Origin of the sequence: Aminicella lysinilytica, from assembly GCF_004362975.1 — a bacterium.
Classification (GTDB): domain Bacteria; phylum Bacillota; class Clostridia; order Peptostreptococcales; family Anaerovoracaceae; genus Aminicella; species Aminicella lysinilytica.
In genome coordinates this window covers 1-14,275 of record NZ_SNXO01000046.1, presented here as the reverse complement: position 1 = coordinate 14,275, position 14,275 = coordinate 1, and the positions used below count along the sequence as shown (strand labels likewise).

8 protein-coding genes and 1 tRNA gene are annotated in these 14,275 nt (G+C 49.8%); all 9 read left to right on the top strand.

Annotated features, from left to right (window positions below):
- Window positions 1-207: 207 nt before the first annotated feature.
- The 9 genes from EV211_RS09505 to EV211_RS09465 all read left to right on the top strand — a co-directional run bounded on the left by EV211_RS09505 (window position 208) and on the right by EV211_RS09465 (window position 13,356).
- Entirely contained in the window at window positions 208-1,497 is a 1,290-nt protein-coding gene (locus tag EV211_RS09505) for an HlyC/CorC family transporter (protein WP_133529198.1), read from the top strand.
- Window positions 1,498-4,299, top strand: a complete 2,802-nt coding sequence (gene secA / locus EV211_RS09500; protein ID WP_133529197.1) for a preprotein translocase subunit SecA — start codon at window positions 1,498-1,500, stop codon at window positions 4,297-4,299.
- Between the two features lies 1 nt (window position 4,300).
- Window positions 4,301-5,399, top strand: a protein-coding gene (prfB, locus tag EV211_RS09495; protein ID WP_133529196.1) for a peptide chain release factor 2 whose coding sequence is annotated in 2 segments (ribosomal slippage) — window positions 4,301-4,375 and window positions 4,377-5,399 — 1,098 coding nt in all. Because the reading frame shifts where the segments join, the coding sequence is not laid out codon by codon here.
- A 19-nt stretch (window positions 5,400-5,418) separates the two neighbouring features.
- Entirely contained in the window at window positions 5,419-7,593 is a 2,175-nt protein-coding gene (locus tag EV211_RS09490) for a Tex family protein (protein WP_133529195.1), read from the top strand.
- A 9-nt stretch (window positions 7,594-7,602) separates the two neighbouring features.
- Window positions 7,603-8,253 carry an HAD family hydrolase gene (locus EV211_RS09485; protein ID WP_133529194.1) on the top strand — a complete coding sequence of 217 codons (651 nt, stop codon included), beginning with the start codon at window positions 7,603-7,605 and terminating at the stop codon, window positions 8,251-8,253.
- A complete protein-coding gene (locus tag EV211_RS09480; protein ID WP_133529193.1) occupies window positions 8,247-11,510 on the top strand; it encodes a PD-(D/E)XK nuclease family protein in 3,264 nt (1,087 codons plus the stop codon). The genes EV211_RS09485 and EV211_RS09480 overlap by 7 nt, the downstream gene beginning before the upstream one ends.
- Window positions 11,511-11,632: 122 nt before the next feature.
- Window positions 11,633-11,708: transfer RNA gene (locus EV211_RS09475), tRNA-Thr, on the top strand.
- A gap of 306 nt (window positions 11,709-12,014) precedes the next feature.
- On the top strand, window positions 12,015-12,239 hold the full coding sequence (locus EV211_RS09470) for a hypothetical protein (protein ID WP_133529192.1): 225 nt from the start codon (window positions 12,015-12,017) through the stop codon (window positions 12,237-12,239).
- A gap of 211 nt (window positions 12,240-12,450) precedes the next feature.
- Window positions 12,451-13,356 carry a hypothetical protein gene (locus tag EV211_RS09465; RefSeq protein WP_133529191.1) on the top strand — a complete coding sequence of 302 codons (906 nt, stop codon included), beginning with the start codon at window positions 12,451-12,453 and terminating at the stop codon, window positions 13,354-13,356.
- Window positions 13,357-14,275: the final 919 nt, after the last annotated feature.

Below are 14,275 nucleotides of genomic sequence, written 5' to 3'. Positions count from 1 at the left end.
AAAGACGCAAGTAAAATATCAAAATATTGACAAGAAAAAAGAGCATTTTTCAATGCCCTCAGCGATTCTATTTAGTTTTTGGTGTTAAAGACCCGTTTGTGTTGAATTGCTGAATATCTGCACAAATACTTTATTTTCCAACCATAATATGTTAAGATTACTTCGTAATAAATGCAATTGTCATTTATATAGGAGGAATGATAATAGATGGACACCCAAAAAATGGGGATATACATCGTGGTAATGCTGGTATTGCTGGTTTTCTCGGCATACTTTTCCGCCACGGAAACGGCATTCACGTCAGCTAATCGTATTAGACTGAAAAACATGGCCAACGATGGAGATAAGCGAGCCAAACGAGTGCTCGAACTTATCGAGAAATATGATATGCTTCTGTCGACCATACTTGTGGGAAATAACCTGGCAAATATAGCCAACACGGCCATTGCCACAGTATTCTTTGTTATGCTCTACGGTTCTTACGGAGCAACGGTCTCAACTATAGTAGTCACTGTAGTAGTCCTGATTTTCGGAGAGATATCGCCGAAAAGTCTGGCCAAGGAAAATCCTGAGAAATTCGCAATGTTTGCAGCGCCGTTCATATGGCTGCTCATGATCATATTCACGCCGATAAACTGGCTCTTCGCACAGTGGAAGAAGCTCTTATCGCTGATGTTCAAGGGAGACCAGGACAGAGCTATCACCGAGGATGAGCTTCTGACCATAGTTGAAGAGGCGGAAACCGAGGGAAGCATCCTTGCCGGTCAGAGCGAGCTCATACAGAACGCTATAGAATTCAACGAACTGGAGGCCTGGGATGTGCTCACGCCGAGAGTAGATGTGAAGGCTATAGAAATAGAATCCACCAAGAAGGAAGTAGCTAAACTGTTTCTGGATACGGGATTCTCGCGATTGCCGGTATATGAGGATGACTTGGATAAGATCCTGGGAGTTCTGAACCAGAAGGACTTCCATAACTACATTTCAGGAACCAAGAAAACAATTTCCGACTATGTCAAACCTGTAGTATTCGTGGCTGGCTCCATGAAGGCGGCAGATCTTCTGAAGAAGATGCAGGTGGGGAAAACGCAGATAGCAATAGTTGTTGATGAATACGGCGGAACCGCCGGCCTTGTCACAATGGAAGATATCATAGAAGAGCTTGTCGGAGAAATATACGATGAGCACGACGAGGTGGAATCTCAGGAAATAACTGAACTTCAGGATGGAAGTTTCAGAGTACTGGGAAGCACCAATGTAGAGAAGATGTTCGATTACTTTGATGAGGAGGAAGATGTAGACGCCACTACGGTGAACGGCTGGGTCGTAAGACAGATCGACAAGATGCCGGAAAGCGGAGACACCTTCGAGTACGAAGTCGGAGATAAGATATTTACCGGAAAAGTAACCAGATCCGATGGAAGAAAAGCAACTGAAATCAACCTGCGGGTAACGGAAGTGCCTGAGGAGGAACATAAGAAAGGGGAAACAAAGTAAATGAGTTTAGCAGAAAAGATCTTTGGAGATCTGAATAAAAAAGAGGTCAAGAAAGTATCCAAGATCGTAGAGAAAATTGAAGCCTACGATGAAGAAATGGCGGCTTTGACTGATGAAGAACTGAAGGCGAAAACGCCGGAATTCAAGGAAAGGCTGGCCAATGGAGAGACCTTGGACGACCTTTTGCCGGAAGCCTTTGCCGTATGCCGTGAGGGCGCATGGCGAAGCATAGGAATGAAACATTTCCACGTACAGCTCATCGGCGGCGTGGTCCTTCATCAGGGCCGTATCGCAGAGATGAAGACAGGCGAAGGTAAAACCCTCGTGGCTACTTTGCCAGTATACCTTAACGCTCTGGAGGGCAAAGGCGTACACGTGATCACAGTCAACGATTACCTGGCCAAGCGTGACTCCGAGTGGATGGGCAAAGTTTACAGCTTCCTTGGATTGTCTGTTGGATGCGTTATCCACGGCATCAGCGATGATGTGAGGCGAGCTGCATACAGAGCCGACGTTACATACGGAACCAACAATGAATTCGGTTTCGATTATCTGAGAGACAACATGGTAACTTATGAGGAAGAGCTGACACAGCGCAGCCTCAATTATGCCATCATAGATGAGGTCGACTCCATCCTGATCGATGAAGCCAGAACGCCGTTGATCATTTCTGGTCAGGGCACCAAGTCCACAGATATGTACAAGAAGGCAGACCAGTTCGTAACTACTCTGACAGCCGGCAAGGAAAACGACTATGAAGTAGAGGAAAAGGACGAGCAGGTTTCCCTGACAGATTCCGGCGTAGCCAAGGCCGAGGAATTCTTCGGACTGGACAACTTCGGAGATCCGGAAAACATGGAGATAAACCATCACGTTCAGCAGGCTCTGAAAGCCAGAAGTCTTATGGAGCGCGATGTAGATTACATCGTCAAGGACGGCGAGATCGTCATAGTCGACGAGTTCACAGGCCGACTGATGTTCGGAAGAAGATACAGCAACGGTCTGCATCAGGCTATAGAAGCCAAGGAAAGAGTCAAGGTCCGTTCAGAGTCTAAGACCCTGGCAACTATCACTCTGCAGAATCTGTTCAGAATGTACGGCAAGCTGGCCGGCATGACAGGAACAGCCAAGACAGAGGAAGACGAGTTCCGTGATATCTATAACATGGACGTTGTCGTGATCCCGACTAATATGCCGATAATCCGTAAGGACCTTCAGGATTCTGTATATCAGAAGGAACACGGAAAATTCCTGGCTATTGCTAACAGAGTTGAAGAGGTTTCCAGCACAGGACAGCCGGTCCTGGTCGGAACCATTTCCATAGAGAAATCAGAACTCATCAGCGACCTTCTGAAGAAGCGCGGCATCAAGCATAACGTACTGAACGCCAAGCAGCATGAGAAGGAGGCAGAGATCGTATCCGAGGCCGGCCGTAAAGGCATGGTAACCATCGCTACCAACATGGCAGGAAGAGGAACCGATATCATCCTGGGTGGTAACCCTGAATTCGAAGCTAAGAAGGAAATGAAGAAGAAGGGCTACTCAGACGAGGCAATCAGCTTTGCCACAGGTTTCGCCAAGTCAGACGATGAGGAACTTAACAAAGCGAGAGCTGACTATAAGGCCATATATGATGAGCTGAAGGTGGAGAGAGATGCCGAGCATGAAGAGGTAGTCAAGCTTGGCGGACTGTGCATCATCGGTACGGAGCGTCATGAGTCAAGACGTATAGATAACCAGTTGCGAGGCCGTGCAGGCCGTCAGGGAGACCCGGGTTCCACACAGTTCTTCATCTCGCTGGAAGACGAGCTTATGAGGCTGTTCGGCGGCGACAGGATGCAGAACATCGTCAACAAAATGGGACTTGAAGAGGATGAGGCTATCGAGGCCGGCATGCTGACCAAGTCCATAGAAAGCGCTCAGAAGAAGGTCGAGGGCAGGAACTTCGGCATCAGAAAATATGTATTGCAGTACGATAATGTCATGAACAAGCAGAGAGAAATCATCTATGATGAGCGTCGTAAGGTCCTCTATGGAGAAGACCTGCGTGAATACATCATGGGCATGACTCACGATTTGATAGACCATATCGTAGAGCCTATAACACTGGCTTCCAAATTCCCTGAGGAATGGGATTTCGAATCTCTGACCAAGAGTCTGAGAAAACTGACCAAACAGTATGTCGGCAAGATGGAATATGACACAGACGAACTGGTCCTCATGGACGAGGAATACCTGAAGCAGAGTATATATGACGCCTTCGAAGAAATCTATGAGAAGAAGGAACAGGAAGTACAGCCTGACCGTATGAGAGAGGTCGAGCGTATGATACTCCTGAGAGTAGTAGATACCCTGTGGATGGATCAGATCGACGCCATGGATCAGTTGAAGGATGGAATCGGACTCCGCGCCCTGGGCCAGCAGGATCCTGTTGCGGCTTACGCTAAGGAAGGATTCGACATGTTCGAGGCCATGATCAATGAGATCCGCGAAGAGACAGTAACATACTGCTTCAATGTAACTGTGGAGACCAGAACAGAGAGACAGTCTGTCATAGAGATCGGTGAAGAGAAGAAGTCAGAGCATATCGACGACAGCATAATCGCTGCTATGCAGGGCGGCGCAGGCGAGGCTCCTGAAGATGGAGCAGAGATCCCTGAGCGCGAGCACAAGCAGGAGACAGTCCGCAGAGATCATCCGAAAGTAGGAAGAAACGATCCGTGTCCATGCGGAAGCGGAAAGAAATATAAGAACTGCTGCATGCAGAAGGATCTCGAGAGAGAAAGAGAAGGGGAGATGTAAGATGCTTAAGCTAGAACCAATCAAGCAGGACCTGCCGTCCCTAAAGGCAAAATTGACAGAGGTAGGTGAGTCCCTTTGACCTGGCTGGTCTAAGAGGGAAAATCGAAGAATATAATAAGGAAACTATGAAGGACGGCTTTTGGGATGACCCGGAAGCCGCCCAGAGTCTGCTTAAGAAGAAAAGCAGCATTGAAAATAAGGTCAAGGAATACGAGGAACTGGAAAAGGGATTCAACGACGTAGGCGAGCTTATAGAACTGGCCGAGGAAATGGAAGATGAAGAGGAAGCCGATAACATCGTAGATATGTACGACAAGCTGGCTGACCGTCTGGAATCCTTCAAACTAGCCACTCTCTTAAATGGCAAGTACGACCATAACAGCGCCATCCTGTCTGTTCACGCAGGCACCGGCGGCGTAGACGCTATGGACTGGGCCGAGATGCTCCTGCGCATGTACACCCGCTGGGCCGAGAGTAAAGGGTATGGAGTCGATGTAGTAGATCTGCAGGATGACACCGAGGCCGGCATCAAGAGCGCCACCTTCATGGTAGAAGGCGAGAACGCTTATGGATACCTGAAGAACGAGAAGGGCGTCCACAGGCTAGTTCGTATTTCTCCGTTCAATGCAGCCGGGAAAAGGCAGACTTCTTTTGCTGCACTGGAAGTAATGCCGGAGATCGACGACGATCTGTCAGTAGAGATAAATCCAGAGGACATAAGAGTCGACACATATAGAAGCAGCGGCGCCGGCGGTCAGCACGTAAACAAGACCGATTCGGCCATCAGGATCACACATATTCCGACGAATATCGTCGTTACCTGTCAGAACGAGCGTAGTCAGCACCAGAATAAGGAAGTGGCCATGAAGATCCTCATGTCACGTCTGGCCGATCTGAAAGAACAGCAGCATAAGGAAAGTCTGAAGGAGATCAAGGGAGATTTCTCCCTGATAACCTGGGGCTCTCAGATACGCTCCTACGTTTTCCAGCCATACACCATGGTCAAGGATCACAGAACGGGAGCCGAAGTGGGCAATGTCAACGCAGTAATGGACGGTGACCTGGACCATTTCATAAACGAGGAACTGAAACAACTGTAGACAAGAGCAAGAGGTAGAAATGGACATAATACAGAAACTAGCCGGGGAATTCAGACTGAAAACTTCCCAGGTAGACAGCACGGTAAAACTCATAGACGACGGAAACACCATTCCGTTCATCGCCAGATATCGTAAGGAAGCCACCGGCGGATTATCCGACGTGACCTTGCGAGACCTGGACGAAAGGCTTACCTATCTGCGCGGCCTGGACGAACGTAAGGGCGAAGTCATCCGTCTCATCGAGGAACAGGGCAAACTGACAGACGAGCTGAAAGGCGAGATCGAGAAGGCCGAGGTACTGCAGCGTGTAGAGGATCTTTACAAGCCATATAAACAAAAGAAAGCCACCAGAGCATCCAAGGCCAAGGAAAAAGGCCTGGAACCCCTGGCTATGATAATCTACGCGCAACAAAAAGAAGACGGCACGGCCGAGGATGTTGCGGTGGATTTTGTTGACGCTGACAAAGGCGTGGACACGGCCGCCGACGCCATTCAGGGCGCCGAAGACATTATCGCGGAAATGCTGGCAGACGACGCCGACCTGACGGACAGGATCAGGGAGAAGACCTACTCAAGGGGCGTGATTTCAACAGAGGCCACTGACCCGGAGGAGAAGACTGTCTACGACATGTATTATGGCAGCAGCGAGGCCATTTCCAAGATGCCTAATCACAGAGTCCTGGCGGTCAACCGCGGCGAGAAGGAAAAGAAACTGAAGGTCAAGGTGGAACTGGACAGTCAGCAGATCACAGACATTATAGAGAAAGACACCATCAGAAACAGGAAGTCGATCTTCGTTCAGATACTTAAGGACACTATTGCTGACGCATACAAGAGGCTCATAGCCCCGTCTGTAGAGCGGGAAATGAGGAACACCCTCACGGAGAGAGCGGAGCTGGACGCAGTGAAGGTCTTCGCGAAAAACACGGAGAACCTGCTTATGGTGCCTCCTGTGAAGGATAAGAAGGTCATCAGCATCGACCCGGGCTACAGGACAGGCTGCAAGGTGGCCGCCCTCAACGGCACGGGGAAACTGGTAGCCTATACGACCATATATCCGACCCAGCCGAAGAACGACATCGCAGGTACCGAGCGCACTCTGACCAAGCTCATCGACAAGTTCGGCTGCGACGTCATCGTTATAGGAAACGGCACGGCGTCACGTGAGACTGAAGAAATCGTTTCCAATTACCTGAAGAAAAACAACCTGGATATCCAGTATACTATAGTAAACGAGGCGGGAGCTTCAGTATATTCAGCATCCAAGTTGGCCACTGAAGAATACCCGGACCTGGACGTTACCACCAGAGGCGCCATGTCCCTGGGCAGAAGACTACAGGATCCTCTGGCTGAACTGGTCAAGATCGATCCCAAGCACATTGGAGTCGGCCAGTATCAGCACGACATCAACCAGAAATATCTGGACAACGCCCTGACCGGCGTCGTTGAAAACTGCGTAAACAGAGTAGGCGTGGATCTGAATACGGCGTCACCTTCACTGCTTTCCTACGTGGCCGGCATAAACATGGGCATCGCCAAGAACATCGTTGCCTATCGCGAGGAGGAAGGCCGATTCAACAGCAGGAAAGAACTTATGAAAGTGCCTAAGCTGGGCAAGAAAGCCTTCGAACAGTGCGCGGGATTTCTGAGGATAGCTGACGGCAAGGAGCCCCTGGACAGTACATCTGTCCACCCTGAGTCCTACAAGGCGGCCGAGGAAATGATGAAGAAGATCGGCATCACCGGCGACGACATTCTCGCCGGCGGAGTCAAGGAACTGGACGAGAAGATCTGGGAGGCCTATCCTGCCAAGAAGTTGTCAGACAGCGTGGATAAAATGGCTGCAGACCTGGACCTTGGCAAACCGACACTGGTGGACATCATCGATGAAATGAAGAAACCGGCCAGAGACCCTCGTGATGACGCGCCGCCAGTTATATTCAGGAACGACGTAAGATCCTTCGATGATCTGAAGGTGGATATGGAGCTGACGGGTACCGTAAGGAACGTAGTTGACTTCGGAGCTTTCGTGGACATCGGCGTCAAGCAGGACGGTCTGGTCCACGTTTCCCAGATGAGCAATAAATTCGTAAACCACCCTATGGACGTAGTTTCCGTAGGCGATACGGTCAAGGTGAAGATCCTGTCCATCGACAGAGATAAGCAGAAGATCTCCCTGACCATGAAAATTTAAGGAGCACAGATGACTGTAAAAGCAGTTTTATTCGATTTCGACGGGACAGTGGCCGACACCAATCAGCTGGTCATCGATTCCTGGCAACATACATATGAGACTCTCAATGGCGAGAAGCACCCGGTGGAGAAGATCGTCAAGACTTTCGGGGAGCCCCTCCGGGAGAGTATGGAGAAGGCCTTCCCGGACCACGACACCGATCATGTGGTGGACATCTACCGGGATTACCAGCTGAACCACGACGACCGGGATCTGTTCATGTTCCCGGGCATCAGGGATCTCCTGGCGGGCCTCAGGAACAAGGGTTACAAAGTGGCCATTGTCACGTCGCGTACTAAGGACACGACCCTGCGGGGCCTAGCGCACTTCGGCATAGAAGGCTATATAGACTCCCTGGTGACCTGCAACGACACGACTAAGCACAAGCCCGACCCGGAGCCTGCCCTCATCGGGCTGCGCCAGCTGGACGTAAAAGCCGACGAGGCGCTTTTCGTGGGGGACACTATGTTCGATATCAGGTGCGCCCACAACGCCGGCGTCAAAGCCGTTCTCGTAGACTGGTCTTTGTCGGTGGACGAAGACGACAGACAGGGCCCGGACCGGCCGGAGTATGTCATTAAAGAAGCAGATGATCTGTACGAGGTATTGAAATCATGCTGAACATTTATTACGGAAGAGAATGCATAGACAAGGAAAAGTTCATCTACGAGACCATAGCCAAAGCCGGCTACGGTCCCGGTGAAAGAACTCTTGTCATTGTGCCTGACCAGTACACTCTGGAGGCTGAGCGCCGTGCATTCGACATTCTTGGCGTCCAAAGCCTAATAGGCCTGGACGTTTTTAGTATGTCCAGACTGGGCCATAATATTCTGGCCGAAGTTGGCGGCGGCAGGAACACGTTCATTGACAAATACGGCCGCCAGATGCTCCTGACCAGTATCGCCAGAGAGGAAGATGAGAATCTGCAGGTCTTCCGGGGGAACATGGCCAAGAGTTCCTTCATAGAGCTGACCAATGATTTCATTTCAGAAATGAAACAGTACGGCGCCACGGTTGATACCATTACAGAGATAATGGAAACTGTGGGGAAAGACAGCCTTTTATATAAGAAGCTGGCGGATCTGCGGCTGATCTACGCCAGGTATCAGGAGAAAATCGAAGGCAAGTATACTGATTCGGAGGATCTGATCGATCTGTATATTGATAAGATAGGCCAGTCACGGCTCATTACCGGGTCGCGCATCTGGGTCTACGGCTTTGACAGCTTCGCGCCTAAGTCCATGGAAGTACTGACGGGACTCATGGCTGTGGCTGAGGAAGTAAATGTAGTTATGACTTACGACTGTCACTGCCCTGACGAGGACCTTTTCCAGCTGACAGGCCTGGTCATTGACAAACTTCGCCAGGGAGCCGACTCTGCAGGGTGCCCTTTGGGCGAATTTAGTCGAATAAGCGACATTTCTGACGAATATAATATTGACAACAACGCTGACATTACCATAGTGGAAGCCGCCAATCTTTACAATGAGGCAGAAACAGCCGCAGCATATATTTTGCACCTGCTGAGAGACGAAGGCCTCCGCTACAGAGACATCGTCATCATCTGCAATGATCAAACCAAGAGGGCGTCTATTATCGGCCGGGTTTTCGACGAGTATGGCCTGGAGATTTTCCACGATGCCAAGCGGAAGATACTGAATTCAAATGTGGCCATATATATCGTTGCCTTGCTGGAAACTCTGGGACACAGGTACAGGACTACGGATATTTTCAAGGCTTTGAAGACGGGCATGACGAATCTGACCGACGATGAGATCGAGGCTCTGGAGAATTATTCTCTGAAATACAGGATCAAGGGATCTATGTGGCTGAAGCCTTTCGAGAAGGGCGCAGCGAAATATGGCGAGGATGGTCTGGCGGAGCTTGAAGCCCTGCGCGGGCGGGCCATGCGCATATTCACCGGTCTGGCCGACATATATAACAAAAAGCAGACGGTGCGTTCTTTCGTCAGCGGGTTTTATGATTACCTGACGGGGCCCCTGGACATAGGCCGTGGCCTAGGGTCGTTCAAGGAGGCTCAGATAGAGGCGGGCCTGCCGGATCAGGCCGATGCTACAGATCAGATATGGTCAATGATAATGGGGCTTTTCGACCAGATCGTGGAGCTGACCGGCGATGAGGTCTTCGATGGAAAAGATTTCACAGAGATATTGACTGTGGGCCTGGATCAGGTGGAAGTGGGGCTGTTGCCGTCTACAGCAGATGATATCATGATGGGCACCATGCAGAGGACCAGAGTGGGACAGGTCAGGGCTATGATCATAGTCGGCGCCAATGAAGGCGTATTGCCGGCGGAAAATTCCGGCGACGGGCTTTTCGCCATAGATGAGCTGGAAAAAATGTCTGAAGAGGGTCATGAGATATGCAAGGTCGATAAAGTCAGGGTCCAGGAGGAGAAACTGGCTATATACAGGAACCTGGCCAAGCCGTCAGATCACCTGTGGATCAGTTATTCCATCGGTGACGAGGAGGGCAGTCCTCTGCGCCCTTCAGAACTTATAGACGACCTGCTGGAGGATCATCCTGGGCTGGAAATCAGGCGTGACATTCTCAACAGTCATGACTCGATGGAGCTGGTGGGAGGAAAGCTGAGCACTCTGCGACATCTGACCGACGCCATGAGGCAGGCGGCCAGAGGTGAGAGCGTGGATCCCCTGTGGGCCAGCGTGGATAAATGGTACCGCCGGGCGGATGAGTCAGAAATGGGTCGAATCAACGAAGCCTTTGATTTTGATAACGCTCCGGCCGACCTTGGAGACGGCGAAGCCGATGTTTTGTTCAAAAAAGACGAGACAGGCGCCTGCGCCCTGAGTCCGTCCCGCATAGAGACCTTCGCCAAGTGCCCCTTTGCCCATTACGTGACTTACGGCCTGCGGCCGGAGGAACTGCGGGTATTCGAGGTTGCCAGCCGGGAGATCGGCGATGTCTATCATGCATGCCTCATGGAGATCACCGGCAGACTCAGCAGCGAAAATCGTTGGGATTCCGTCACCGAGGAGGAGTGCAGGCAGCTGGTGGCCCAGGTGTTACAAAAGCAAGCCGCAGATTATAAGGAAGGGCTTTTCGGCTTCAGCAACGAGGAAAAGTACAAGTCGAACCGTATGGAATCTACATGTTTCCAGGCTCTCTGGGCACTGGTCGGTCATGTGCGGGCCGGCAGGATAGAGGGCAGCCGGTACGAGGTGGCTTTCGGCAGAGGCAGGGCGATCCCGCCGATCACCGTGGACGCCGGCGGCAGGACCATATATATCGAAGGCAAGATCGACAGGCTGGATCAGCTGGAAAACGGCCGTGTGAAGGTGATCGATTACAAGTCGGGAAATCTCGATCTGAAACAAAAGGAAATCGTCAGCGGTTACAGGCTGCAGCTGATGCTGTACATGAAGGCTGCGCAAATGGGGGAGAAGCTCCCTGCCGGGGTTTTCTATTTTCACATACAGGATCCCCGCGTCAATGTGGATAAACTGAAGAACAAAGGCGCTGATATTGCTGACGTGGTCTCAGCGGAGTTGAAGAAGGAGTTCAAGCTGAAGGGCATCATGGTGGCTGACGAGGAATCTATAAGGGAAATGGATGGGGATTTTACCGGAGCGTCGGATGTGATCCCTGTCAAGGCAACCAAGAATGGCCTGACTGGCTTGCCTGCGGACTCTCTGGTGACAGATGATGAGTTCGCGGAACTGCAGGGGGCGGTGGATTCCAAACTGGATGAACTCTGCGAGGATATGGTCCGCGGAGGCATAGATATCCACCCTATGAAGATCAAGGACGAAACTCCGTGCAAGTATTGCCAGTATAAAAGTATCTGCAGATTTGATTTAGGGTTTGACGGATGCAGGTATAATATGGTAAGATAGGTTTCGGAATAAACGAGGCGCTGAATTGCGACGCCTTGATCCAATAGTAAATAACCGGGGCGCCATGCCGCGCCTTGATTCAACAGTAAATAACCGGGGCGCCATGCCGCGCCCCGACATATGCTTCCGTGGCTCAGTTGGTAGAGCAGCACATTCGTAACGTGCAGGTCGCCGGTTCAAGTCCGGCCGGGAGCTCCATGATTAAACCGCTTGTAAGGGTAGATTTTAGCCAGTGCAGGCGGTTTTTTGAGTTTTTGAAAAGTTTCCTGTAGTTCAACTCAGATATGGTGCAGTGAATCAGGCTTATGAGCCAAATATGGGTCAAAATCCGGGCCTGGCTCTATGACGGGAAATTACGGTTTTCGGGAAAACGTTGGAATTCCAACAAGTTGTATTTTGTTGTAGCCAATCTGGCAAGTTGGCACGGGGGTTGCTATATATATTGGTGAACAAGAAAGCATGGCCGAAAGGCCAGATAATAAAAATATAAATGGAGGTATCGAAATGAATAAAGAATTAATGATCAGAAAAGCTTACAGAGCAGCTACAGCAAACGGAGCATCCGTTATCAGCAGGGAAGCCATCGTAACAGGAATGGCAGCTTACCTTGAGAGACGCGAAGCTAAGGTATCCATGGATGATATCAAGGCCTATGTTGAAGCTCAGGCTAAGGATGTTGCTGATGCAACTTCAGACTTTGGGTTCCAGACATGGATGATGACAGTGTAAACCCTTTTAATAACTCTTATAAGATAAGTAAAATAAAATGCAGAGAGAGATCGGCCAGCACACCGGTCTCTTTTTGCGTGCGGAAACCCCTGCCCCGGCAGATACCACGCCGCGCCAGCGCCATACCCCGCAGGCTGCATTTTGTTCACAAAAAAACTTGCAATAATATCCGTTATGTATTAATCTTAAAAGTAGAAGGCGAGGTACAATTATGGAAAAAATGTCAGATAAGAATATCAAGAAGGCAATGATCGACACGGGATATTTCGCGACGTTGCCGCCGGCTAACAAGATGGATGTTCTTATAGAGGATATCATTATAAACGGCGATGCTAAGAAGAAGAATTTCGAGCACTGGTTCGAGGACAAGGAGCAGTGGGACGAGATTTCTATGGAAGACAGGATGGATGAGGTGCTGAAAATATTGCAACTGGCCAAGCCGGGCAAAGCTCTGCAGGTTTTCCAGAAGACAGGCTTCATGGCTTTCTGCATGCCTAAGTGTTTTCCAATCAAGAAGCTTATGGATAAGAAGAGTTTCTACGCGGTCATCGACCATTTCGACAACTGCGGCAGCGACGATCTGGTTTTCCGTTTTAATGTTCTGATGTTCGCATTCGATCCACAGGCGACTCGCGAGACTATGGTAGATGCCAATTTCGATCCGGACACGATCAAATGGGTCATGCAGACTATCGACAATTACATGGATTATCTTCAGGTAAAGCATCTGGGTCAGCTCAAGCGCTTCCTGAAAGGCTGGGGCAAGGATTTCTACTACTATATGGACGATTACGCTCAGGCGATTTTCGATATTACCAGGTTCAACGAGTACAGGAGACCTGACAGCCGCAGAGCGGTCACTCAGATGATCAAACGTGGCGATCCCTTCGAGCCGGGTGACCTGGACATAACCCGTCAGGAACTTATCGACGCCGGCGCCGAAAGTGAAGATGAAGTGGATGCGCTGCTTGATCTCCTTCTGGAGCATTGTCTGAAGAAGCCTACTGACAACATCAAACCAATACTCATGAAACTGGTCAAGAAATATCCTCAGGCCAAGATCGACAAACAGATCAAAGTTCTCGGCCGCCCGCCGAAACGCCCGCTGTTCTGGTAAAGGCGTTGGCGCTGGGCTGGAGCCTGCTTTCGGGTCGCGCAGGTTAGGCATAGGCCGGGGTTGAAGAATTCCATATAAAATTAAATCAATGTGGCGGGAGAGCCTATCAGAAGTGGGTCAAGTCCATATTTGTGTGTAAACTCACTTGAGTTAAAATATATCACCCGTAGGGTATGGCTCCATCAGTGGTACGATCCCTGGGTCGCGCACCTTATATTATTGATTTGGTCGTATACGTGCGCGCCTGCACTTATGCCCCCCATATTTAGGAAGGAAGGTGCATTTTGGTCGAATCCAATTGGTTTTCCGCACTTATCTGTGATTCTCAGAGCGCGGAGGTGCGCATATTGGAATTTCAACGGTTTCCCTCGCACTTATCAGCTGCTATAGAGGGAAACAAGTGCGTTTTAGGTCTAATCAGATAACATATATTTCCAATTATGGATAACATACCTAGCGGGGCGCACCTTGACATCTTGAATCAGGTCAATACGTGCGATTTTGGTTTACAATAACAAAAAATCCGCACTATCGTTCTGGGTATCAGCCTAATACGTGCGCGGTACAATTATCTGGTCTTTTCAGGCAGATTCTATAAGAATTCCCATCTAATGAAATTACACCATAATATGTCCACTATCCAGAAGTGACTGATATCAAGGCTTCCCGCCACAGTGCTTTCAAAAACTAGGCAATTCTTGCGCGAAGCCCTATCTGAGAATCCGAACGCGCCACATTGATTCGAATATCAAGCCAATTCTTGCGCGGAGTAAAACAAGGATGCTTTCAACTAAATAAAGGAGTTGCCTCTAAATTTGAAGCAACTGTTATGAAGTGACCTTTGTCAAGTGTAAATTGCAAAAATCACCACAAACTTTTCCTTTCATTAAATTTTAACACTGGGTGTAGAGGTAGAACC

Bases quoted from the DNA above. Each gene is read 5' to 3' on its own strand.
- EV211_RS09505 (WP_133529198.1), top strand. From the start codon at position 208: ATGGACACCCAAAAAATGGGGATATACATCGTGGTAATGCTGGTATTG.
- secA (WP_133529197.1), top strand. From the start codon at position 1,498: ATGAGTTTAGCAGAAAAGATCTTTGGAGATCTGAATAAAAAAGAGGTC.
- EV211_RS09490 (WP_133529195.1), top strand. From the start codon at position 5,419: ATGGACATAATACAGAAACTAGCCGGGGAATTCAGACTGAAAACTTCC.
- EV211_RS09485 (WP_133529194.1), top strand. From the start codon at position 7,603: ATGACTGTAAAAGCAGTTTTATTCGATTTCGACGGGACAGTGGCCGAC.
- EV211_RS09480 (WP_133529193.1), top strand. From the start codon at position 8,247: ATGCTGAACATTTATTACGGAAGAGAATGCATAGACAAGGAAAAGTTC.
- EV211_RS09470 (WP_133529192.1), top strand. From the start codon at position 12,015: ATGAATAAAGAATTAATGATCAGAAAAGCTTACAGAGCAGCTACAGCA.
- EV211_RS09465 (WP_133529191.1), top strand. From the start codon at position 12,451: ATGGAAAAAATGTCAGATAAGAATATCAAGAAGGCAATGATCGACACG.